The organism is Tatumella ptyseos ATCC 33301, assembly GCF_000735525.1.
GTDB classification, from domain to species: Bacteria; Pseudomonadota; Gammaproteobacteria; order Enterobacterales; family Enterobacteriaceae; genus Tatumella; species Tatumella ptyseos.
In genome coordinates, this window is record NZ_JMPR01000038.1 from 71827 (window position 1) to 92174 (window position 20348).

Here is a 20348-nt window from a genome sequence, read left to right on the forward strand (position 1 = left end):
ATTAACATTTTTATACATTAACCTTTCTAATTAAGATATTATAAAATATAGCACTAACTTCGGTTTTCTAGCCTGCCGTCATTGGCACATCGGGCCAGGAGATATCTGCGGCACCGGTGTCTACCCTGCTTAGCTGAACACTATAGCGTTCCCAGCGGATTAATTCAGCTTCCTCATCCGGCGTTGCCATATCCAGTCTGGTGGCGCGGGAGAGTATGGCTATCCGGGCTTCTGATACCTCAGTCAGCAGCAATTTCTTTTCTGCGGCACGGGCCGCGTATTGTTCAGGTGTCTCAGGCGGGGGATCCACCAGCACGGGCTTACCTGTTTCATCCCCCTCTATTATCTTTCCATCAGCACAGCCTCTGAGCAGCCTGCAATAGTCGTCATCACTCACCGCGACCGGATCGTCCGGCCAGGTACCCGCACGAAGATAGTCGCCCTTTAATACTTCCGGATAGAAACTGTTGGTCTTTGCATCGTAGTAATACATAGGCTCTCCCGTCTCAGTGACCAAAAGCCACCCAGTCCGCACTGCGTTCCAGTGTATAAATGTGCGAGGTAAACCCGTAGTTATCACGGCCGGTTACACTGATATTGGATGTACTGTTGTTACCGGAATCCGAGTTTGTCTGGGTCATCATCACCGTGAAGCAGGCTGACGGAAAAGCTACGGGGAAATTGACCCGTAAATTATTGCCCCTGCCTGCGGTACCCCACTGAATAATGAGTCCTGTGGAACCACAGCGCCACCATTGTGGCAGTACAAAATGCGCGATATTTCTTTTACCGAAAGTATTATTTAGGTAGTCATACAGCCAGCCCTGCCAGCAGGTCCCGTGAATATTTCCGTCTTTCGACAGGCAGGTATCCCCCAGCCAGAGCTCACCATTCAGTCTGAGTTCGCCATTGTTCCTCAGTGAAAAAAGACCGTCCAGTCCCCCGGAATGTACCCTGAAACTTATGTCTGCATACTGACCGACCTTTTCGGTAAAACTCATCTCCGCATACTGATCTCCTTTCCCCTGGAGAGAGAGCCCGCGCGTGATATTCAGGTTCCGGTTTTTGTCTGCGGAAATTCCTTTTTTACGGATAAAATCTGACCCTTCAGTGATCAGGTTCCCCCCGACAGTCACCCCTTTTGTAGTGGTGATCTCTCCGCCGGTGATATGGACATTATCAGCATTCTGCGCAGCCAGTGACCCAAGCCCGAGGTTCCTGCGGGCTTTATCTGTATTGGTCAGTTCAGAAAGGTTGTTACCTTTCTGGAGCGCGTTATTCAGGCGCCGGTCATCTCCGGCTGCCACAGTATCTTTCTTTTCCCCGACATTGAGTACAGCAGCGCCTTTCAGTCCAAGATAACCCCGGGCCTTGACCGTATCCCGCAGGTCACTCAGGTTTGCATCCTGACGCAAAAACAGACCTTCTCCGCTGATAACCGATAACGTGATTTCCGCCTTTTCACTGACCGCCAGGCGGAAGTTCAGATTCACACTGACTCCCTGCTCCGGCTTTTCAATCGCCGCGCAGCTTGCAACGGCATACAAATGGCCGTCTTTAGTAAGCAGTCCGGCTTCCCTGACGACAAAACCACCGACTTTAGGCGGTAATACCAGCCGTGCAATCAGCTGATTAGCCTGCTCCTGAGAGACGTCGAGAGAAGATATTTTGCCCCGATAGACTTCGCGGACAAGGGTGGTACGTGCAGGGTCAGGTGTGACTGCCTGACCGTTACCATCCCCGATCACATAATCTGTCAGGATCACGGCTCGTCCCTGACTGATTGCCGCGGTTTCCAGTGCTTTGCCGTAATCGGTGATAATACTGTAATAGTTCATTCCGGTGCTCCCTGTGGCCTGATACTGATGTCTATCACCGCAGTGACAGCACCACCGGTGTAAAATGTTCCTTCGGTACCGTTTTCGCTGATCACGGCGATGGAGCGCAGATAACTGCGCAGATTCTTCGCTTTATCCGTTTGCCGGCGGATAGCGTCATAAAGACTACTGCTGATTTCTGACCCGCTGTAAACCTCGACCCGAAAGGTATAAGGGGCCGCCCTGGGTTCTTCCTGCCACCATTCAATGACCCGGGAGGGGACATCGATACTGCTTAACGCACGCCGGACAGCGCCGGCTGTCCCCCGGTGCTGATGAATATAAGCTGCATCCCGGATAACCTGCCTTTTTTGCTTGTCACTCCAGCTGTCTTCCCAGAAATCGACAGCAAACTCCCATGCAAGCCAGGGAAGTAATATCTCAGGACAAAGGTCAGCATTTTTTACCTGGCGAACGACAGAAGTGTTCAGTGCGATGACAGGTTCAGAGGATGCCTTCTCCAGTGCTTTTTCTCCGGATGTGGCATTCGGGGGGAGTACAGTCCTGAAGAATGTCGTCACAGGTTTTCTCCGGTACGGGTAATATTCATTGCCTGACACCAGGGCGCAGACCCGGGCTGCCCCTCCATATCCTGCCGTGGGCTGCTCAGGCGTACGCGACTGACTCCCGGTTGCTGAAGCGCAGCATAAACAGCTGACAGGGGGACCGCGCCATGGATCCTGTGGGCCAGCCGGCTGTAAGAACGCAGTACTTCGCGGGCATTGTTCAGTACCGTCTGAGCATCCGGACCGTCAGCGATATCAAGCTGAGCCGTCACTATGTAATTCCGGATCCCGGCACTCATTACCGAAACATAATCGGTGAGTGGCCTGATATCGTCCTTACTCAGCAGATCACTGACTTTCTTCAGCAGTTCAGGTCCCGCGGTACCATTGCCCTCTCTCGATAATACGTATACATCCACATATCCGGGCCGGTGATGTATTTCCGGCCCGTAAGCTTCTGCATCCAGTACCCGCGGATCAGCGGATTTAGCATAATAGCGATAGGCATTACGCGCGCCGGCAGTGTTCATTCGTGCCCACGAGAGCTGGATACGCTCACGGAAAGCATCATCGTCTTCAATGACTGCATCCACCGGAGGAATACTGTCTGGCTGTGCAGCACGGATAATCTGCCGTTGCTGATTAAACGCTGCGCCTATATGGTCCAGGTCACTGCCCTTCGCACTGGCCAGAAAAACTGCTCTTACCGCATCATTCACCCGCTGATAAGCCAGCGTCAGTTGCAGTGCGTGAGCCTCTCCCTGTTTATATGCCGGGTCAGATTCGACTAAAGCATCAAACCCCGGATCAAGCTCTCTCAGCCTGGCCAGCCAGCGGGAAAAAATATCTGACGCATCAGGAATAACCAGAGCATCCGGTACCGCCAGTGTGGACAGATTGATAACATCATAGCCGGTAGCCATAAATCCGGATCTCCTCCAGCCTGACAGGCTGCTGATTGTGAACACAGACGCCCTCCACAGAAAGCAGGCACACTTCCTGCTCTGTCGCAGGGAAAGTCACTTCCACCCGGGTTAACCGTAATCTCGGCTCCCATCGGGCCAGTGCTGTGGCTGTCGCGGCTATGATCCGTAAACGCAGTAATTCATCGCGCGGACTGTCGGCAAGAAGATAAAGTTCACTGCCATACTCTCTGAGTAATACTCTGCTTCCGATCGGTGTGGATAAGATATCGCTGACTGACTGATGCAAATGCGCTGCACCGGACAGGCGTTTTCCTGTGATGCGATCGACTCCCTGCATAATGTAATTTCCGGGTAAGCTTAAAATTAACCGAAGTAGTCGGGACCGTTGTTCTGTTGTTTCTTCGGGGAGACTTTTGTGGCAGCGGTGTCTTTGACCAGATTGATGCTGTAACTCAGCCCCGCTGGCGTCAGACTGAAGATAAGGGATTCGGTTAACCAGTCTGTGTCCTCACGCTCCCCGAATCCACGGGTCTGAACCCTTGATTCGGCAGTCAGTGCCAGTAACTCAGGTGTACAGGGGCCGGAAAGTGACATCTTCCTGGCATTTCTCGCAGCCTGCATTTTCCCCCTGGCGACTTTCTGCAACGCCTGAGAAGATGCCGGCTGAGTATAGGGATACTGCGAAGGCGGTCCTTGATGATCTGCCGTGGCCGTTCGTGTCCTTCCGTCAGTTTCATCGTAATAACGAACCCCGATACTTCCCGGCGGCCCGGCATTTTTTTCACCTGTCGCACGCGTACTTCCCCGCTCTCCCTCACTGTAGGTCCAGCGCGATACCAGATCAGGTGTCAGCACTGCTGTGGCTCTTTTTTTACCGCTTGCAGTCAGTGCAGCGCCCTGCCCGAGAAAAAGCCAGTAGCCTCCGGACGGTTTACTGACAGCATTCATCCGGCTGGCAATACGTGAGAGCAGGTTTGCATCTGACTCAGCAATCTGGTCAATATGGCCGGTTCGTTTTGACGCCAGCGACTGAGCAACCCGGGGAATAAGTCCGTGAGAAGCGGCAACCGTCCTGACAAGTGATTCAACCGTCATATCCTCCCAGCTGCGGGTTTTCTGGCTGAGCACATCCCCCGGCTGACGGGCAGCATTCATGGGGGCAGCTGTTGCATACAGTGTCAGCGAGCGCGGCGGCCCCGATGAAGCTACACCACAAACGACATACCACCCTTTGTCCGTCAGTTCCCGGTTGAATCCAAGAGCGACACGAAGCCGTGCGCCTTTCGGAGGAAGTTTCAGCGTCTCTGACAACAGCGTAATTTTCAGTTCATCGGATCGGGCCGTGGTACCGCCATTATCTGTCAGGGTGAGGCCGGTAAGACGTTGCTGCAGGGCAGCAGTAATATCTTTCCCCTCGGCCAGAATACGAAAAGCAGGGACATAGCAAAATTCGGCGGGTGAAGTGTCCATATCAGTCCCATAAACTCAGTGATCCGGTACTCACCGGTTGAGTGATATCAGGAAGCACAATCACCAGACCGGCCGGATAAACAGCTCCCCTTTCAGCCAGTCCGGGATTGGCTTCCAGAAGCTGACTCAGTGTGAATGCCGGATTGGCTGCGCCGTAATGTGCAGCACAGATCCCATCCGGCATATCGCCGTCACGGCTCAGATAGGTTGTCGGCATAATATTTTAGTGTCATCGTCCAGGTTTTATTACGGTGGCCACCGCCCGGTAAAAAGCGGCTGGTCACCTCTGAAAATGCAGTGATCACCCACCAGCCGAGGATTTCTCCGCTGCCGCTGACCAGCTGTAACGGCCGGGCCTCTTCACCCATCAGGAACAAGGACTCAAGAGGCTCGACACCTTTTCCGAAAAATGCATGTACCTGTCCTTCCAGACGCACTGTCCGCGCGCCCTTGCCGGTATACTGCATCAGACTCTGCCTGCCGATACGTTCCTGCTCTCCCCAGCGCCAAGTCGCTTCACGGCTCAGTTGCTGATAAGCCGTACTGTCAGCAGAGAAAGCAAAATCTCCGAGCATAAGCATGACCTGGGCGCTTTCAGCCGCGGTACTTTTTCGCCTGCCGGCGCGCCCCTGATCCTCAAACAGAGGAATAATTTCACTCACCAGCTGATCCCTCCATCGGTTAAACGGTTATTGCCATCAAACACCATTTTTTCCTGTGCACGACTGATCACTTCATCGGCGATATTACGGGGACTCTGTCCGGGCGCCGCATTCACCTCAATGGTGAAATCGAAACGCCTGTTATCTGTGACCTGCTGACTGACCGGCATTTGACTGATATCTGTTCCGTTAAGCTTATTCCAGAGTCCGGCCGGATCCTGTTGAGAGTTATTAGCGCGAGGGGCAGGTCTGAACCCTTTGTCCGGTGAGGAGAAGTCCGGGGCGGCCTCATCCTCCAGCGAGGAGAGAATTCTGCGGCTGGTATTCTCCTGGAAATCACCGGGCAGATGGGATTTCCAGAACCCTGCATCGCTTTCAGCCTGCTGCCACTGCCGGCGAATGTTTCCCAGTGTCTCAGGGGAGTCGATCGTCTTACTGAACCAGTCACCCAGTCCCGTTTTATCGGCTCTGAACCGGACCATCGGGAGAGGATCACCCTGCCCTATACTCCGTATAATATTCTGCTTATCTGCAGTTTCATCCGGCAGTAACCAGGACAGTTTTCTCGCCACAGCCCACGCAATTTTCCCGACATACACAATGCCCTGACCAAAGCTGAGTACCCCCGGATAGAGGTCCCGCCGCAGAAAGGTGGCCACTTTCTCCAGTCCTCCGCTCCTGAACCAGCCGGATAAATCATTTGTGAGGCGGCGAATATCCGGAGCCAGCTGACTGCCCAGCTGTCCGGAAATTTCAGCAATGGCTGAGGAGAAGAGAGTTTGTAAATCCGTGATGGCCTGGTTTCCGGCCACTGCACCTTCAGCCCCTTCCCGGGTGACAAGATTGTAGCGTGACTGTTCATCCATCAGATCACGGTAACTTTTACCGGTCTGTTTCATCAGAGCGAGCAGTTTCCCTGCCTCATTACCCAGCAGAGTTGTCATGGCAAAAGAGGCTTTCGTCTGGTCGGGTAATGCCAGCGCTCGTTCGAGAATTTTACTGAACTGCTCTATATCGTTCATACCGGCAAAATCGCCGGCCCCGAACCCGAGGGTTTCGAAAGCTTTCTGCAGGGAGCTTTGCTTACCTGTCTGCTTGTATTCGCCGGCTTTTTTGCGGTAAGCGGAAAACAATGTTCCGATATCCTCTCCGCTCATTCCGTACGGACGCACCAGGGAATCCCATTGATTAAACACCGGCACATCCACACCATAACGTCCGGCCATCCCGGCCCGGGCGGCAGTACGGGCATTGGTGGCAACAGGCGATATCAGTAAGCCGGTCAATGAAGTAAGGAGCCCCCCGCCACCCGCAAGCATGCCCGGCAAAACAGCCCCGGTCTGAGCCGCCAGAGAAAGACCTCGCCGGAACAGCCCTTTACATGCGCTTTTAAATAACTGCATGCGCTGTGTTTTCTGTAACTGGTCATTCAGACGCTTCTGTTCGGACCCGGTCTGTTTTATCTCCCGGGAAATATCCCGATACCGGCGTTTAAGATCTCCGAGCTTTTGTCCTGATAAGGCCGTTTTCTTTATTTCACCGGACAGTTTCGATTGCTCGCGGGTCAGTTTTTCAGACTGCCGTCCGATATTCTTAATACTCTTCTGCAGGTCAGAGGAGGACCGCTTCCAGCTGCTGTCCAGATCCCCGCCAAAGGTAATGACGGCTTTCATATTCTGGCTGATATTACCCATGACCCGCAGCCTCCATTTCTCCGGCCAGTATCATTTCAAAGGTACTGAAAGGCAGACCGAGATAATCACTCAGCGGAAAAGCAAGCCGCCTGCCGAGAAACCGGAACCCTTTCAGGATCCGCTCTTCATCCGCTTCTCCGGCGGCAGCATAAAAACATTGAATGCATCGGTGAGCTGTATATAGTCCGCGGCGGTCAGCAGCCAGATATCCTGCTCAGTGAGATTACAGAGTGCTGCTATCATTCTCGCTTCTTTCTCTTCTTCCTGACCGTGGTCTTTGGCAAAAGCAATGCGATCCCTGACCCGGGGCTCACGTAATGTAATCTGCTCAATACGGGTACCATCCGGCAGTGTTACCGGGGTATAGAGGGCAATCTGAATGTTTTCGGAAGGGTAATCCATTATATCGATTCCTTATTTAACGGCCTGCGGTTCCGGGTTCAGAGCCGGACTTTAGCGGCCAGACCGGCCAGGACATCAACACCGTTGATGCGGCGCATAAAACGCTCGGTATCTATGGCGAAAAGCTCTCTGCCTTCATAAAGTTGCCGGTAATAGCTCACGGCAATATCGACAGTGACCGCGTTTTCCGACAATGCGCTGTTCCCTCTGGGATCAGGGGTAACAGTCATTACAAAACCTTCAATTTCTTCGATAGTTCCCCGTGCGGTACCGTCCGCCATATACCCCTGGTAAGCCGTAAATCTCGGGCGGCTTCCGCTGATGAACCCGAAGCTTGCAAGCATGTCAGTATCGATTCCGAAGAATTTTATCTGGCAGGTCATGGCCTCCATCCCGTCATCCACCGGCGCAGGCGCGTCCTGGGCTCCGGTACGCAGGTCAGTTTTAGTAATAGCCAGTACCGGCGGGGTGAATTCGTGAGCGCCCCGGATGCGGATCCCCTGTCGAAAGAATGTCCAGCTGCGTAACGTTTTTATGCTGCTCATGCGGTCACCATTTCCTCAAGTGCATAATTATTATTCACTCTGACCCTGAGAGTGATACGCTCAGTCGGTGATTTCGGTCCGAAGTCATAATTGATAAAGAGCACACCCGCCGCCAGACTCTCTGCTGTGTTCAGTTCATCATCCAGCCAGGCCTGTCCGCCGAAAATGGCTTTCAGCAGTGTCAGCTGTCGCATGTAGGCATTGATTGTGCCGATAACATCATCCGCAATTTCTTTATCCAGTGGCCGGTCGATATAATTCAGCATTGTGTTCTGAATACTGTCTTCAATAACATCGGCAGTCCGTCTGACAGATTCAAACTGCCACCGGGGATCGGCGCTGCATAATCTGTTGCCCCAGTGCCTGAACCCGGAGTGACGGATGATGGTTGAGACATTCTGCATATTCAGCAGATTCGCATCGCACGCTTCCTCCCCGGCAATAAACTCATCGACCTGTTCCACGCCCTGTATATTGAAGATTTCCTGATTCGACTTACTCCACCACCAGCCATTTTCATAATCGATCCTTGCCCGCAGGCCGGCAGCAACAGCCGAATACGGCCGGTACTCCTGTAGTCCGCTAATCCCGCTGATCAGTACACGCGGGCGCAGTAACTCACACCGTGCACCGTATAGCTGGCGGCGGGTCACCACTTCCTGCAGGGTGGCCCCCGATGCGCAATCTATATAGGCCACGGCACGAAGTTTATTCGCCACAGTTTCAAGCGATTTACCGACAGCATCACTTTCACTAAAACCGGTCGCGAGAAGTATCCGTGGCTGATAAGAAGTGACAGCCAGTGAGGTCCCCAGCGCGCGAATACCGTTGAGAACTTCCGGCTGTTGTTTTGCAACTGTCTGACATTCCGCCACCCTGACCACTATCGTTAATGCCGTACGCTGATCGCTGATATCAGTCAGCGCCTGGGGCAATGTGCCTTCAGTGCCCAGCAGCCTGACCTGAGCCTGACTGGTCACAGCTACCGGAATATTGAGAGGGAATGGTTCGTCGGTGCCGCCGCTCAGCTGCAGTTCGAACGGCTGCATGGTGCCTTGTCCGCTTTCAGTCTTTGCCATAACACCCGGTGCGGCTTTATTGACTGCCTCGGTTAACTGCAATGCGGTGGTGTTGGCAGCCATCACAATGCGTATTACGCCGGTTTCATCTGTCGTCACAGTCGTTTCCGTATTCTTACCGGCATCCTCTGTGGCTGAAATCATTAAGCGGTTGCCGGCCTGCCCCGCCGCAATGGCACTGAACGTCACCCTGTTATCCAGTAACGGTGTCCCGGTACTGGCCGTGGCCACACTACCGGCCGAAGCCCCCGGCGCCGTGCCGGTAATTCCGATCACTGCCGTTGGAATTGTTGTTACTGCCATCGCACCGGCAGCCAGTTCTATCGTTTCCACGCCATGAAGCTGAGCCATAACTTTTCTCCGGGTATAAAAAAACCCGCCGAGGCGGGCTGAAGGGGCGTCACTCGATTAAATTTTGAATGTTCAATTAGCAGCCATAAAAAGTCATTGTAATCAGTCGGTTGATATTGATAACAATAAAAATTATCATCTGCAAAATTCCCTTCTGAAGATAAATTCATATGAAATTAACTTACATTCCAAAATCCGGTAACTACGCCGGCAAAGTACACGAACCTCATCTTTATGAGGACGGGTATTATGTGGTCAGTGAAACCCGATTTGTCAGGGATTACGTGAAAGTGAAGACACTGAATGAAGTGTTCGAATGTTATAAAAAAGGGTTTAAGGTCAGAATGAGCTATCTCGGGATCAACCCCAGCCTCATTTCCCCTGCGTCTATCAAGGTAATCTGAAGCCCCAGGGATACAGGGAACCTTCGGCTTCCTACGGAGGGACTGGCTTTCCGGTCTTTCCGCCACTGTCGCCGGGATGGATATGGTTACTGAACCGCTGACGCATTTCTGAGAGGTTACCGGTTCTGTCGGCTACCTCCTTGCCGGCATCAAGGCTTCCGTTAACCCTGACGTTTTTACCCGCAGTCAGTTCACCGGTAATTTCTACCGGTCCATCCAGAACGCCCTTTCCGGTAATACGATAACTGCCGTTCTCTGCAAGAGTGATCGTCAGGCTGTGAGTGTTGCGGTTATATCGGACCTCAGTACCATCCCCATAACGGGTAAGGTGCTCATCATCATTGTCTCCCGGTACCGGCTGCGCCAGCGTATTCCATCCGGGAAAGACACGGCCATTATTCAGTTCCCCTGCTTCCGAAAGTACAGTGACTGCATCCCCCACGGCAACAGGCTGACGGTCTGACCGGTATGCCCCGCTGAATCCCTGGCAGACCGGCAGCCAGTCTGTCAGTGTTTCCCCCAAATCGACACGGCATTTGGGGATTGGCCCGCTCTGAACTGAATGGATCACACCACGCCGTACCATATTGGCCAGCCTTCGCTGCAGATCACCACTGATATCAGTCATGGCTGTTTCTCTCATAAATAAGGTGGTAGTCATTCACATGCTGCAGCCCGGTCTCCGGGGACAGTCCCAGCCAGACTTCACGAAGCGGATGCCCCCCTGATTCAAACGGGTCCGGCCCGAGTGATGCCTGCTGAGTATAAGAAACCCGCCAGACCAGATACTCATCCATCCGCGGATCAAACTCGTCCTGCTCAGCTCCCGTGAATACAGCCGGCCCCAGACCATCGAGCCCGAACAGCTGACCTTCTATCCACTGACTGATATCCGCCGCAGCCGAACGCAGAAAAATATCAGGTTTTGTCACCCCTTCTGCTGTTCTTTCCGTCACGATACTGAGATCGCAAAAGAGACTGACAGCCATCTGTCCCGTGGTCTGTTCGGCAGGCTCCCAGCTGTTCAGTGTGAAATAAACGGCCGGTGTCCGGAGACCGTTATAACGCGGAATATTTTTCTCCGGGTACGTGTCAGCATCTCTGACCCAGCGGATGTTCTTCAGTGCGCTGATGACTGCGTCATGATACCTGGCAATAAATAACGGCTGAGCCATGGGTGATCCTCACAATGAAATGCCGGCTTTAACGCGACCTTTAATGTCTGCAGTAAAATGATGCATAAAAATCTCCATCGCCTCTGCGAACGCATGGTCTTCGATGTAGTTAAGCACAGGCTCACTGATATCAACTTCAGCCGGTCGCAATCGCCTGAATGTCTGATCACGGATGACAACCGTTCTCCGGTGATCCCGTCCTGCCCTTGCGACTTCGCCGTGTTCAAAGCTCAGGGGTTTTAACAGACTACCTGCCGGGTCAAACCCTGGATTTTCCGCCTGGCGTCGCGCGCAAATAAATCGTCCGGTCTTTTTATCCCGCCGGGAGTGCCGCGGACGGATCCTGCCCCGAATCCGCCCTTTCAGATCATTGACCCGTATTGTATTCAGCCCGAACCATAAGCGGAAAATGTCCGGTTCAGCTGTCCGGCTAAGTCTGAAAGTGAAGATCCGGCGTCGTACGGTTGAAAGGTTGCGGGGGGCGAGTCCTGTTTTCAAATCTGACATAGCCCGTTTACGTAATGTCACTGCCGTCCGTTTCAGTGCCCGGGAGTAAGCGGTCATAAACTGTTTATGCGTGGCGCCGGCCTGTCGGGCAATGTTCAGGAGTTCTTTGGTATCGATATCTATAGGGAGGTTACGGCTGAGACGGGCTTTGCGGGACATATCAGCGGCTCCATTGGTCAATCGGTTTTTGCCCGGCCCCCGGTTCGCCGTAAGCCAGCATAACGCGGGTCCGTCCCTCTTCATCACTGCCAATGTGCGTGACCCGGAACGCCTGATTCCTGATGACGACCAGACTTTCCTTTTCGAGACCGGCAATATCACCGGTCATCACGCTGATCGCCGGCGCATGATCCTGGATTTCACCACCGCCGGGAACGCTGACGGGAGCATCCGGCGTCTCAAAGATAGCGCTGACGAAATGCCATTTCCTCTGACCGTACCACATCACTTCCTCATACTCTGAGAATATACGGGTGATACGTTTATCTGCCTGCTGCAGACGCTGACGAAACCGGCTCATTACTCTGCAAGCCGGACAGCGACCTGTGCGTCTGCAGCTTCGGCTGATGACCAGGCGATACCGGCTTTCTGATTACCCTCCGCTTTACCGCTCAGCGTACCGCCACCGAAGTAAAGCCATTGTCCCTGTTTTACGCCTTCAGCGGCCTTAGGTAAGATAAATACTCCACGGGTATGCAGGACACCGGTCATCCCCGGCAGGATATCGTCATGGGCAACGCCGGCCAGATCACCGACCATCACAACAGCGCCTGCCTTCAGAGATTCTTTTCCGGTATTAGTAAAATCAATCGTACCGCCGTCCTGCAGATAATTTGTCGCCATACTGTCCTCCTGTCGCAGGGTTACCCTGCACTGTGCTGATATCAGGTTATTTACCGGGGGCTGTCACTTTAACCAGACCACGCCAGTCGAGAGGCGCCACGCCGGCATCAATACGGACTTTGAACGCTGCCCCGTCGACCGTGAATCCCTGTTGCTGTTCGAGATAAGGTGTGTCGATACCATCCAGATAAGCCACTTCCAGCGTATCCCTGCCCTGTGCCGCGGTGAGATAAAAACTGGTTTTACTGGCATCATCCAGCCGGGCCTCGGCAATAATCTCAACAAAATCCCGTACCGGATTGCTGATGCCGCTGTTTGCATCTGCCCCCGGCACACTGGCAGAGCGGATTAATTGTGAAGCCCTGGATTCCATCGCCACAGGAGTCAGCAGATAAGCCGGACGGATATTCAGCCGGCGTTTTCCGGACTTCTGCAACAGCATTGTCTGTCGGGCCAGATCCAGCCCTTCGATAGTGAGCCCTGCTTTAACCTCGTTATTGTGCTCGGCACTGAACAACGCCTTACCATCTGACATTGCAGGATTACCGGTCAGAACTGCCCAGACCAGGTCCCCGACGGTCGCGTGTGCCGCCATACCCATCGCAGAAGGAATACGGGTCAGCATAGAAAGGTCATCATTGATGACTGTCTGGCGGTCGATACTGAATAACTCGCCGTAAGTGGCCAGTGCGATAGGTTCACCGCGGTCACTGAGGGTAACGTACTTATACTCAGCCCCCGGGCGGACCTCCCGCAACGTCGGAAAGACACCCAGCCCGACACGGTGCGCTGTTTTAAAGTCTGTCAGGGTGCCTTTGCGGGTCCATTTAGTGAAGGTTTCCCCGGCCTCATCCCAGCCGGTCAGTACGGCTTTGTGGGCTACATCCATCAGGATATTACCGAAATCACTGCTGCTGTGAGTAAAGGCCAGACCGACCATCGCCATCGGTGACGAATGTCCCCCGATACTGATCCCCCGATCCACCAGCGAAGCTCTGGCCAGCTCGCGCAGGGTATAGCCACTGTACCGGTTATCTTTTTCATCCGGAGCATAGCCAACACGGGACATCACCGAGGCCCGGATCGAATCCCCGACCAGGTTACCGTTCCCTGCATAGACGTACCCCATGGCGCCGCCGGCTGCAGACTGAGTATTTTCCCCCAGCGCAGTCAGGAGTCTTTCCCTGGCCTGCCCGGCATGACAGGCGTAATCCGCAAGACATTCATTTTTCAGTTCAGCAAAGGCAGGGAAATGTTCAAAGACCCCGTTGATTTCTGTCACCCTGGTGGTATTCGCGGTGATGATCTGCTGCTGCAACTGAGCGGCAAGCGCCTGAATGTCCTGCGGGGTCGTGAGGGCTGACCCGGTCACGGCGTCAGGAGCCGTTACCGCCGGTGGCGGTGTGACAGGAGAAACATTACCCTCTGCTTTTGGCATAAAAAGTGTGTTCAGTTGTTCCGGCATATTATGATAATCCTTCAATGTATTCTGGTTTACACAGGCTGCTGCCTGCATCTCTGGTTCCAGATAATCCGCGAATCCTTTATCAACGGCTTCGGCCCCGTTCATCCAGGTTTCCTCTTTCATCATGGCACCGACCTCTTCTCCGGACAGTCCGGTTTTCTTCATATACGCCCCCATCATCAGTGCCTCATTCCGATCCAGCCAGTCGGCATAAGTGCGCATGTCATCAGAGGTTCCGGCGATACCGCCCAGGGGTTTATGAATCATCAGCCAGGCGTTCTCAGGCATATGTACCTTTGCTCCCGGCAGACAGGCAATCATTGAGGCCATGCTCGCCGCCATGCCGTCGATGTAAATCGTTATCCGGGCACTCAGTCCTGCCAGCGTGTTGTAAATTGCAAAGCCCTGAAGTACATCTCCGCCGGGACTGTGAATATGCAGGTCTATGGTGGCGGCCTGATAAACCCCGGCCTCTTTGCAGTCACGGAGAAACTGCTGAGCACTGATCCCCCAGCCACCGATCACGTCATAAAGATAGATTTCGGCATGCCGTTCTTCGGCCTGTGCGCGTATTTCATACCAGTGCTGACCACTGACTGCATCCACGCCGGCCAGGACAGCCCGGGGCTCAGTCATCATCACGCTGTTTTTTTTCGGGCAGATCTGCATTTTGTGTGGCTCCTTTATCGTGAGCAGCATCGGAATCAAAGACCAGGCCGTGCTGGCGGTTAAATGAGGTTTCGCTCATACGCTGACGTTTAACCTCCTGCGGTGACTGTCCGCGTGCCCGGACCCACTCGGCCTCTGTGCCGGCGCCGCCACGGACAATCTGTTTCCAGGCCGTGGATTCTTTAACCGGGTCTATCCAGGGCATGACAGGTCCCATATAGACAGCATTGAAGAGAGAGGACCGGTCTACATCTGCCGGTATTTCAATGCCGCTGACTTCAAGCATCGAAATCCAGGCGCGATAGACAGGCCGGCTGTACTGACCGACAAACCATTGCTGGAGAACGTTGTACCCTTCGTAACTTTCCACCAGCTCCTGGCGCTGGGCGCTATAGGTGCCGTTATAGTCACGGGCGATGCTGGAGTAACTGCCGCGGGTGCCCGCCGCGACGGCACGAAGCTGGCCATTACGGTATTCATTCAGATGGGTATTTGGCCGGTCCGGCGCGACCATGCCCAGGTCCTCGCCGGGAGCCAGATCGTCATAAATCATGCCGGGAGAAATATCATAATGGTTACGTTTTTCCTCACCCGGCCGATCAGGATCGTAGTTTGTGGCATCCCCGCGGCGGATAAAAAAACCCAGTGATGCCGCAATCCTGGCAGCAACCCGCTCTGATTCCTCATAATCTTTGATATCAGCGAGGCGGGTAATGACCCCGTGCAGCAGGCTGACTCCGCGCAACTGATGAAGTCTTTTTCGCATGGCCAGGTGCAACATGCCTGAGGCCGGGATAGTCTTCATTTCACCGTAGCCTGGTAACCATTCGGCCGGATGGTTCTTATAAACGCGGTAGCCCACCGGTCGTCCCCAGGTGTTTATAACGATCCCCTGACGAATACGCTGGTCTGAAACGCAGGTATTCAGTTCCAGCGGCACAAAGTCAGCTTCAAGCATTTCTATCGAGAGAGAAACCGGTGTGGAGTGGACAAGGCCTTTGATATTTCCGCGGACCAGCTGAGTGAATACTTCCCCGTCCCGTAAGGCAGAACGGAGTAACAGACGCTCAACTTCCGGACGGGTAAACATACCTGTCACTTCCGGCCTGACGGACCATTCAGCCCATAACTGACTAAGGGTTCCGGCAAAGGCTTTATGCAGCCTGCCATGCCGGTCAAGCGGCTGGGGCTCTATCTGTATACCGCGGGCGCCGATAACCCGTTCCTCCAGTTTGTCGAGAATACCGATAACAAGATCATGATTTTCATCCAGCCAGCGGGCCTGTTCACGCAGCGACTTCCCGGCTGCCATCACCGCCATATCGGCCCCGCGGCCTTCCCGCCTGGCCTTATGCAGACGGGTGGGCGTCGCAGCGTCATACGCCTGTAGGGTCAGCCGGTTTCTGGCACGCGCAACTGCCCAGCCCGGAGCAAGAGCACCGAGCGTTTTTTCAAAAATATTCATAGAGAGCCTTAACTGAACCGGGCCAGTTTCACGCCGGAGCCGGAGCGTTCTGCAAGTGACCACCGGCGTTCCCAGAACTGAAGTTCTGCGCGCAGAGCTGCGGGATCATGATTAGTGATCGCCCTGCCATTAACACCGGTAAAGGAGACAGCCTTTCCATCAAGAGTGTCCGTATAGGCCTGCCGCACCCGTTGCAGGGTGTCAAAGATTTCAGCTTTCGTCATAACCATGCATTTCCTTCGCTGATCCCGAGCCACCCGGACTCCGTCACCGCAGGAGTAACCTGACGAACAGTGGACGTACCGGAAACCTGCAGCGCCGGCTTCAGCCCGGAGCTTTCCGGTTGGTCAGATGACAGGATATTTGGATTATTCAGTTGAGATCCGGCCCAGGCAGGCGGTGCGGACCAGTCGCGTATTTTGTCGTAACCACGCAGTACGACGACCGCATGGGTATAGCAGAACAGGTCAAAAGCCTCGTTATTGCCTTTCCCCGGTTTACGCCATTTCCCGTCCGGGCCTCTTTCCTCATAGGTCAGCTCATCGTAAAACCATTCTCCCAGCCACTTCGGAAAATGAAGATAGCCCGGGCCTGGCGTATCACGGGACAGGTTATTACTGAGCTGGTCTTTAAGTCTGTCCGTTTGCAGAAGATAAACCGGGACATCTCCCCGCGCCTGAGCCTTACGGTCACTTCGCCCTTCATTATCAGGATAGGTTTTCGTAATAAGCTTCTGACGGCGGGTACTGTCGCCTTTAATCAGAATCACCCTCTTCCCCAGACCGTTCTGCCGGCAGCGGCGCCACAGTCTGTAGGCATTATCGGTCACACCATCCTCACCTCCGCTGTCGACGGCCATGGCCATCACTGGCATACGTCGCTGCGGCTCAGTCTGCAACGGATAGGTTTTGTTGAGCACATCTGAAATCAGCAAATCCCAGTCCTCCGGATAAGCACCGGGATGCACAGGCAGTGCTTCTCCGTGTTCATCGCAGCGCAGGGAATACCGGATGTTGTAGCGGTCTATCAGCCAGCGTTCGTGGTTTTCCCCGTATCCGGTGATCTGAACAACGAACCGCCGTTTTTTACCGGCCTGCACATCAACGGCAGCCACCAGGAATCTGACCTGTGCCGGAACCTGGCGTTTAATACTCTCCTCCGCACGCGACATCAGCTCCTCAGAACGGCGCTGCTCGCCGGCTGATTTCGGCAGGTACGGTAATCCCCAGTCAGTGTTGATCACCGCTTTCAGGGTTTCTTCACTGCCGGTGGTTTCATACTCCTGTTCGGCACTGAGGAGTTTGTAAATAAGCTGGCTCCATGTCTGATACGCTGCTGCCGGTCCTTCCATCCAGAAAGAGGCAATCCGTGATCGCCTCGCCGTACCTCTCACGCTACCTTCACGGTCAATATGCTCCCCGTCCCGTAACCACACACCCCGGATATTAAGGTCCCGTTTCATCTCCGGCGGAATGATCCCCTGACAGGAAGGACAGATGAGACAGGCCTTCTCACCCGCAATTAACGGGTCAGGCTCTCCGCTGTAACCTCCCATATTCGCCATCGATGGCTGAAAGTATTCGCTGCAGTGCGGGCATTGCCAGTACCAGCGACGGCGGTCCCCGCGGTTATACAGGGAAAGAATACCCGTCGCGGGGGGTGCTTCATGCGGTGTGGAAGGTCTCCAGCGCGGATCACGGATGTCTCTGCCGGGCGAGCTTTCGGCAAGCGTCATGCCGGCGGACATAAAGGTCGTTGTACGCTTAGAGGCCAGAGAGAATCCATCGCCTTCCCCGTCGATATCTTCGGGAAAACGGTCATAGTCCGTCAGGGCAACACATTTGAAATCTGAGGATGACATGACATTCACTGATGGCCATCCGATTTTCAGGAAACTTCCGGACAGAAAGTATTTGTCATGCACATTGTTATCGTTGCTTCTGGGGCTCAGACACTTCCTGACTTCCGGACTGCACCTGAAGGTTCTGGCCAGACGCTTTTTGGAATGCTCCTGGGCCTTATCCTGGGTCATCTGAACCAGCAACATATCTGACGGGTCGCAGACAATGTTATAGATCACCCAGCCGTCAATCAGGGCAATGGTTTTACCGGTACGTGAGGGCCCGACGAAGATCACAGCATCGTAGGAACGGGAGGCCAGACAGTTCATCGCTTCTGTCATGTAAGGTGCCACCAGCGGGTCCCAGGGAACTGAGTTCCCGCCTGATGTGGGGACTCGCATATACTCTGCCACAGCTTCAGCCACCGGTATCCGCCGCGGCGCCCTGATAAGCAGACCGGTATCCTGTCTGATGGTTCCGGCGCAGGCATGTACCGTCATCACTCCTCCTCCGGTGTAACCTCCTCTGGCGGGTCGGTGATGATCCTGCGGGCAATTTCATCACGTAAATCATCAATAATTTCCTGCACCCTGCAGACTGCATCGGGTGACAGGGCACAGTCACGTTCCAGAATATCCGGTAAGGTCTCGAGCACCTGGATCATCGCTTTCGCCATATCCGCAAACTCGCGGGCAACATCAGCCGCCGGCAGCAATTCACCGACTTCCTGCTCAAACTTCAGGCGCTCCCTCTCTGACTGATACCAGGCCTTGCGGTCCTGAGGAACCATCTCGCCTTCAGCAACCGGAGGCGGCATTTTCATCAGTTCCCCCAGCACTGCAGTCAGTAAATACAGGCGAAGATTTGTGTCATTGCCCCCGACCGGACGGACATTTTTCAGTCGTGCAGCGACTGTCTGGCGATGAACTCCGGACAGCGTGGCTAACTGACTGATGTTAAGAGTCAGATGCTTTAATTCACTGTCCATAATGCACTCCGGTGGTGAACAAAATTTAACCAGTTTCGACACTGGCTATTTTTTAAATCATTAAATTCATAGGATTACACTGGTGGTGATGATGAAAAAAAATGCAAAAAATTGCCTTTTTCCGCGCGGTACTCCCCCCCCGGTGGAAGGATCCCGGGGAGGACCCGTGAGGAAAATTAATGACTTATCAAATAGATTTAGTTAGCTTTAGTTATGAGAGATAACTCTTGATATAGCGAGGCCATATTTGGAAATGAAAAAGATAGTGCACAGCCTGGAATTACTGCTTAATCTGATTACAAAGTCCTGTGGTGTAATTGCATGCTATGGTGCAGTTATAGCACTGGCTATTTTTTACCCTATCAGATCAGCCCAGGTACATAACAGCTATGCCCATCTGGTTGCATTAATTTTTTACCCAGCAGCAGCTATACTGGCGTTTATATGTGCAGCCCAAATAATTACTATCTATTATAAAGAGTTTTACAATAAAAATAAATTTGAAGGAAATGCCAGTAATTTATTTTTCAATATAACTGGCTTAGTAATCATTCTATTCCTGGTAATACTAATTATGGTTATTCCACTATTATCTGTTTACCAAGAATTCAGATAACGGGACTGTAACATCCAACATCATTTGATATCAATTAGCCAGAATTGATGAGGCATTAAGTTGATGAAGCAATGAAAAGGTATCTGTACAGGGTGCCCGGAAAGCTTTGTATGTGTTGTTTCATCACTTAAAGAAAGAATTCCTTATGTGACTCAGCCAGTAATGACTCTCTTCCTGTACTCAACCGCCATGCGGATGATCGCGGCCATTTTTATTTCATTTTTCTGGAAGGAGTGTCCTTCCGGATCTTCTGCTAACTCAAGAACGTAAAAGTGATGTATTCCATTCCACTGAAAGTATGAGTAAAAAAGCAGAGTATCGCAGGAACGCCGTGACTGGGCCCGTGCCAGCCAGGAGTTTAGTTCGGTATCAGTATGACCATCAAAGACATGTACATGATGAAGCTGTTCGTTCTTTGCTGCAGGCTTGGGGAAATGGTTAGGTTTATCCTTCCCAAAGAAATCAACAATCGTCAGATATTCCATCTGGACAGACATGTCAGGCGCGGGAAGATTACCTAAATCAGCGCTCTGCATTTTGTAATCAATGAATCCGTCATAGAGTTCGGTGAATCCACCAGCCGAACCCATTCTGTGTGACATCGTCTGGCTTACATCAAAAACCAGACGATGTCCGTCGTCAGAGATAACATTCCTGAGGAAAACCTCATCTCCCATCAGGATGATGCCTTACACACTTTTTTCTCAGTATCACTCTGTACCGGGGAAGCAGGAACACGCTGAGCCCTTACAGTTTCAGCAATACGAAACATCTTCTCACGACTGCTGCTTTCCGCACCCGGATTCTGTTTTGCTGGTTTACTCATAAAACCTCCTTACGGGGACAATACTCACAGGCAATGG

26 protein-coding genes are annotated in these 20348 nt (G+C 53.2%); 2 read left to right on the forward strand and 24 right to left on the reverse strand.

Annotated elements, in window-relative coordinates; genetic code table 11:
- Positions 1–67 precede the first annotated feature (67 nt).
- From GTPT_RS12160 to GTPT_RS12215, 12 genes are all read right to left on the reverse strand, one after another.
- Entirely contained in the window at positions 68–493 is a 426-nt protein-coding gene (locus tag GTPT_RS12160) for a tail fiber assembly protein (RefSeq protein WP_029990101.1), read from the reverse strand.
- Positions 494–506: 13 nt separating this feature from the next.
- Positions 507–1838 carry a phage tail protein gene (locus GTPT_RS16760; RefSeq protein ID WP_051170729.1) on the reverse strand — a complete coding sequence of 444 codons (1332 nt, stop codon included), beginning with the start codon at positions 1836–1838 and terminating at the stop codon, positions 507–509.
- Complete coding sequence (locus GTPT_RS12170; RefSeq protein ID WP_029990104.1) at positions 1835–2398, reverse strand: phage tail protein I; 564 nt, start codon at positions 2396–2398, stop codon at positions 1835–1837. The genes GTPT_RS16760 and GTPT_RS12170 overlap by 4 nt, the downstream gene beginning before the upstream one ends.
- Positions 2395–3306, reverse strand: a complete 912-nt coding sequence (locus GTPT_RS12175; RefSeq protein ID WP_029990106.1) for a baseplate assembly protein — start codon at positions 3304–3306, stop codon at positions 2395–2397. Before GTPT_RS12175 ends, GTPT_RS12170 begins: the two co-directional genes overlap by 4 nt.
- Positions 3290–3646: a GPW/gp25 family protein gene (locus GTPT_RS12180; RefSeq protein WP_029990108.1), complete on the reverse strand. Its 357-nt coding sequence runs from the start codon at positions 3644–3646 to the stop codon at positions 3290–3292. The genes GTPT_RS12175 and GTPT_RS12180 overlap by 17 nt, the downstream gene beginning before the upstream one ends.
- Positions 3647–3672: 26 nt before the next feature.
- The gene (locus GTPT_RS12185) at positions 3673–4779 is read right to left on the reverse strand and encodes a phage late control D family protein (protein WP_029990109.1); all 1107 of its coding nucleotides are present in this window, start codon (positions 4777–4779) and stop codon (positions 3673–3675) included.
- Between the two features lies 1 nt (position 4780).
- Entirely contained in the window at positions 4781–4996 is a 216-nt protein-coding gene (locus GTPT_RS12190; RefSeq protein WP_029990111.1) for a tail protein X, read from the reverse strand.
- Complete coding sequence (locus GTPT_RS12195) at positions 4971–5441, reverse strand: phage tail protein (RefSeq protein WP_029990112.1); 471 nt, start codon at positions 5439–5441, stop codon at positions 4971–4973. The genes GTPT_RS12190 and GTPT_RS12195 overlap by 26 nt, the downstream gene beginning before the upstream one ends.
- Positions 5438–7135, reverse strand: a complete 1698-nt coding sequence (locus tag GTPT_RS12200) for a hypothetical protein (protein ID WP_029990114.1) — start codon at positions 7133–7135, stop codon at positions 5438–5440. The genes GTPT_RS12195 and GTPT_RS12200 overlap by 4 nt, the downstream gene beginning before the upstream one ends.
- Before the next feature lie 111 nt (positions 7136–7246).
- On the reverse strand, positions 7247–7537 hold the full coding sequence (locus tag GTPT_RS12205) for a phage tail assembly protein (RefSeq protein ID WP_029990116.1): 291 nt from the start codon (positions 7535–7537) through the stop codon (positions 7247–7249).
- Between the two features lie 38 nt (positions 7538–7575).
- The gene (locus GTPT_RS12210) at positions 7576–8082 is read right to left on the reverse strand and encodes a phage major tail tube protein (RefSeq protein ID WP_029990118.1); all 507 of its coding nucleotides are present in this window, start codon (positions 8080–8082) and stop codon (positions 7576–7578) included.
- Positions 8079–9512 carry a phage tail sheath C-terminal domain-containing protein gene (locus tag GTPT_RS12215; RefSeq protein ID WP_029990119.1) on the reverse strand — a complete coding sequence of 478 codons (1434 nt, stop codon included), beginning with the start codon at positions 9510–9512 and terminating at the stop codon, positions 8079–8081. The genes GTPT_RS12210 and GTPT_RS12215 overlap by 4 nt, the downstream gene beginning before the upstream one ends.
- 170 nt (positions 9513–9682) lie before the next feature.
- On the opposite strand from GTPT_RS12215, the gene GTPT_RS12220 reads away from it, so the two are divergent.
- Positions 9683–9916, forward strand: coding sequence for a hypothetical protein (locus tag GTPT_RS12220; protein WP_029990121.1), 234 nt, complete (start codon positions 9683–9685; stop codon positions 9914–9916).
- Between the two features lie 31 nt (positions 9917–9947).
- On the opposite strand, the gene GTPT_RS12225 is transcribed toward GTPT_RS12220, so the two are convergent.
- Genes GTPT_RS12225 through GTPT_RS12270 form a run of 10 tightly spaced genes read right to left on the reverse strand, consistent with a single transcriptional unit; the run spans position 9948 to position 18869 of the window.
- Positions 9948–10544 carry a phage baseplate assembly protein V gene (locus GTPT_RS12225; protein WP_029990122.1) on the reverse strand — a complete coding sequence of 199 codons (597 nt, stop codon included), beginning with the start codon at positions 10542–10544 and terminating at the stop codon, positions 9948–9950.
- Positions 10537–11091: a hypothetical protein gene (locus tag GTPT_RS12230; protein WP_029990124.1), complete on the reverse strand. Its 555-nt coding sequence runs from the start codon at positions 11089–11091 to the stop codon at positions 10537–10539. Before GTPT_RS12230 ends, GTPT_RS12225 begins: the two co-directional genes overlap by 8 nt.
- 9 nt (positions 11092–11100) lie before the next feature.
- Complete coding sequence (locus tag GTPT_RS12235; RefSeq protein ID WP_029990126.1) at positions 11101–11757, reverse strand: hypothetical protein; 657 nt, start codon at positions 11755–11757, stop codon at positions 11101–11103.
- Between the two features lies 1 nt (position 11758).
- Positions 11759–12118: a head-tail joining protein gene (locus tag GTPT_RS12240; protein ID WP_029990128.1), complete on the reverse strand. Its 360-nt coding sequence runs from the start codon at positions 12116–12118 to the stop codon at positions 11759–11761.
- Positions 12118–12441: a DUF2190 family protein gene (locus GTPT_RS12245; RefSeq protein WP_029990129.1), complete on the reverse strand. Its 324-nt coding sequence runs from the start codon at positions 12439–12441 to the stop codon at positions 12118–12120. The genes GTPT_RS12240 and GTPT_RS12245 overlap by 1 nt, the downstream gene beginning before the upstream one ends.
- Positions 12442–12487: 46 nt before the next feature.
- Entirely contained in the window at positions 12488–14575 is a 2088-nt protein-coding gene (locus GTPT_RS12250) for a ClpP-like prohead protease/major capsid protein fusion protein (RefSeq protein WP_029990131.1), read from the reverse strand.
- On the reverse strand, positions 14535–16040 hold the full coding sequence (locus GTPT_RS12255) for a phage portal protein (protein WP_029990133.1): 1506 nt from the start codon (positions 16038–16040) through the stop codon (positions 14535–14537). Before GTPT_RS12255 ends, GTPT_RS12250 begins: the two co-directional genes overlap by 41 nt.
- Before the next feature lie 8 nt (positions 16041–16048).
- A complete protein-coding gene (locus GTPT_RS12260) occupies positions 16049–16264 on the reverse strand; it encodes a hypothetical protein (RefSeq protein ID WP_029990135.1) in 216 nt (71 codons plus the stop codon).
- Positions 16261–18381: a phage terminase large subunit family protein gene (locus GTPT_RS12265; RefSeq protein WP_029990136.1), complete on the reverse strand. Its 2121-nt coding sequence runs from the start codon at positions 18379–18381 to the stop codon at positions 16261–16263. The genes GTPT_RS12260 and GTPT_RS12265 overlap by 4 nt, the downstream gene beginning before the upstream one ends.
- Entirely contained in the window at positions 18381–18869 is a 489-nt protein-coding gene (locus GTPT_RS12270; RefSeq protein ID WP_029990138.1) for a DUF1441 family protein, read from the reverse strand. The genes GTPT_RS12265 and GTPT_RS12270 overlap by 1 nt, the downstream gene beginning before the upstream one ends.
- Positions 18870–19122: 253 nt before the next feature.
- Between GTPT_RS12270 and GTPT_RS12275 the strand changes: the two genes are divergently transcribed.
- Positions 19123–19485 (forward strand): hypothetical protein, encoded by a 363-nt coding sequence (locus tag GTPT_RS12275; RefSeq protein ID WP_038011493.1) that lies wholly within the window; start codon positions 19123–19125, stop codon positions 19483–19485.
- A gap of 152 nt (positions 19486–19637) precedes the next feature.
- On the opposite strand, the gene GTPT_RS12280 is transcribed toward GTPT_RS12275, so the two are convergent.
- A complete protein-coding gene (locus GTPT_RS12280; protein ID WP_029989260.1) occupies positions 19638–20162 on the reverse strand; it encodes a type II toxin-antitoxin system YafO family toxin in 525 nt (174 codons plus the stop codon).
- The gene (locus GTPT_RS17575) at positions 20162–20311 is read right to left on the reverse strand and encodes a hypothetical protein (protein ID WP_156022672.1); all 150 of its coding nucleotides are present in this window, start codon (positions 20309–20311) and stop codon (positions 20162–20164) included. Before GTPT_RS17575 ends, GTPT_RS12280 begins: the two co-directional genes overlap by 1 nt.
- Between the last annotated feature and the right edge of the window lie 37 nt (positions 20312–20348).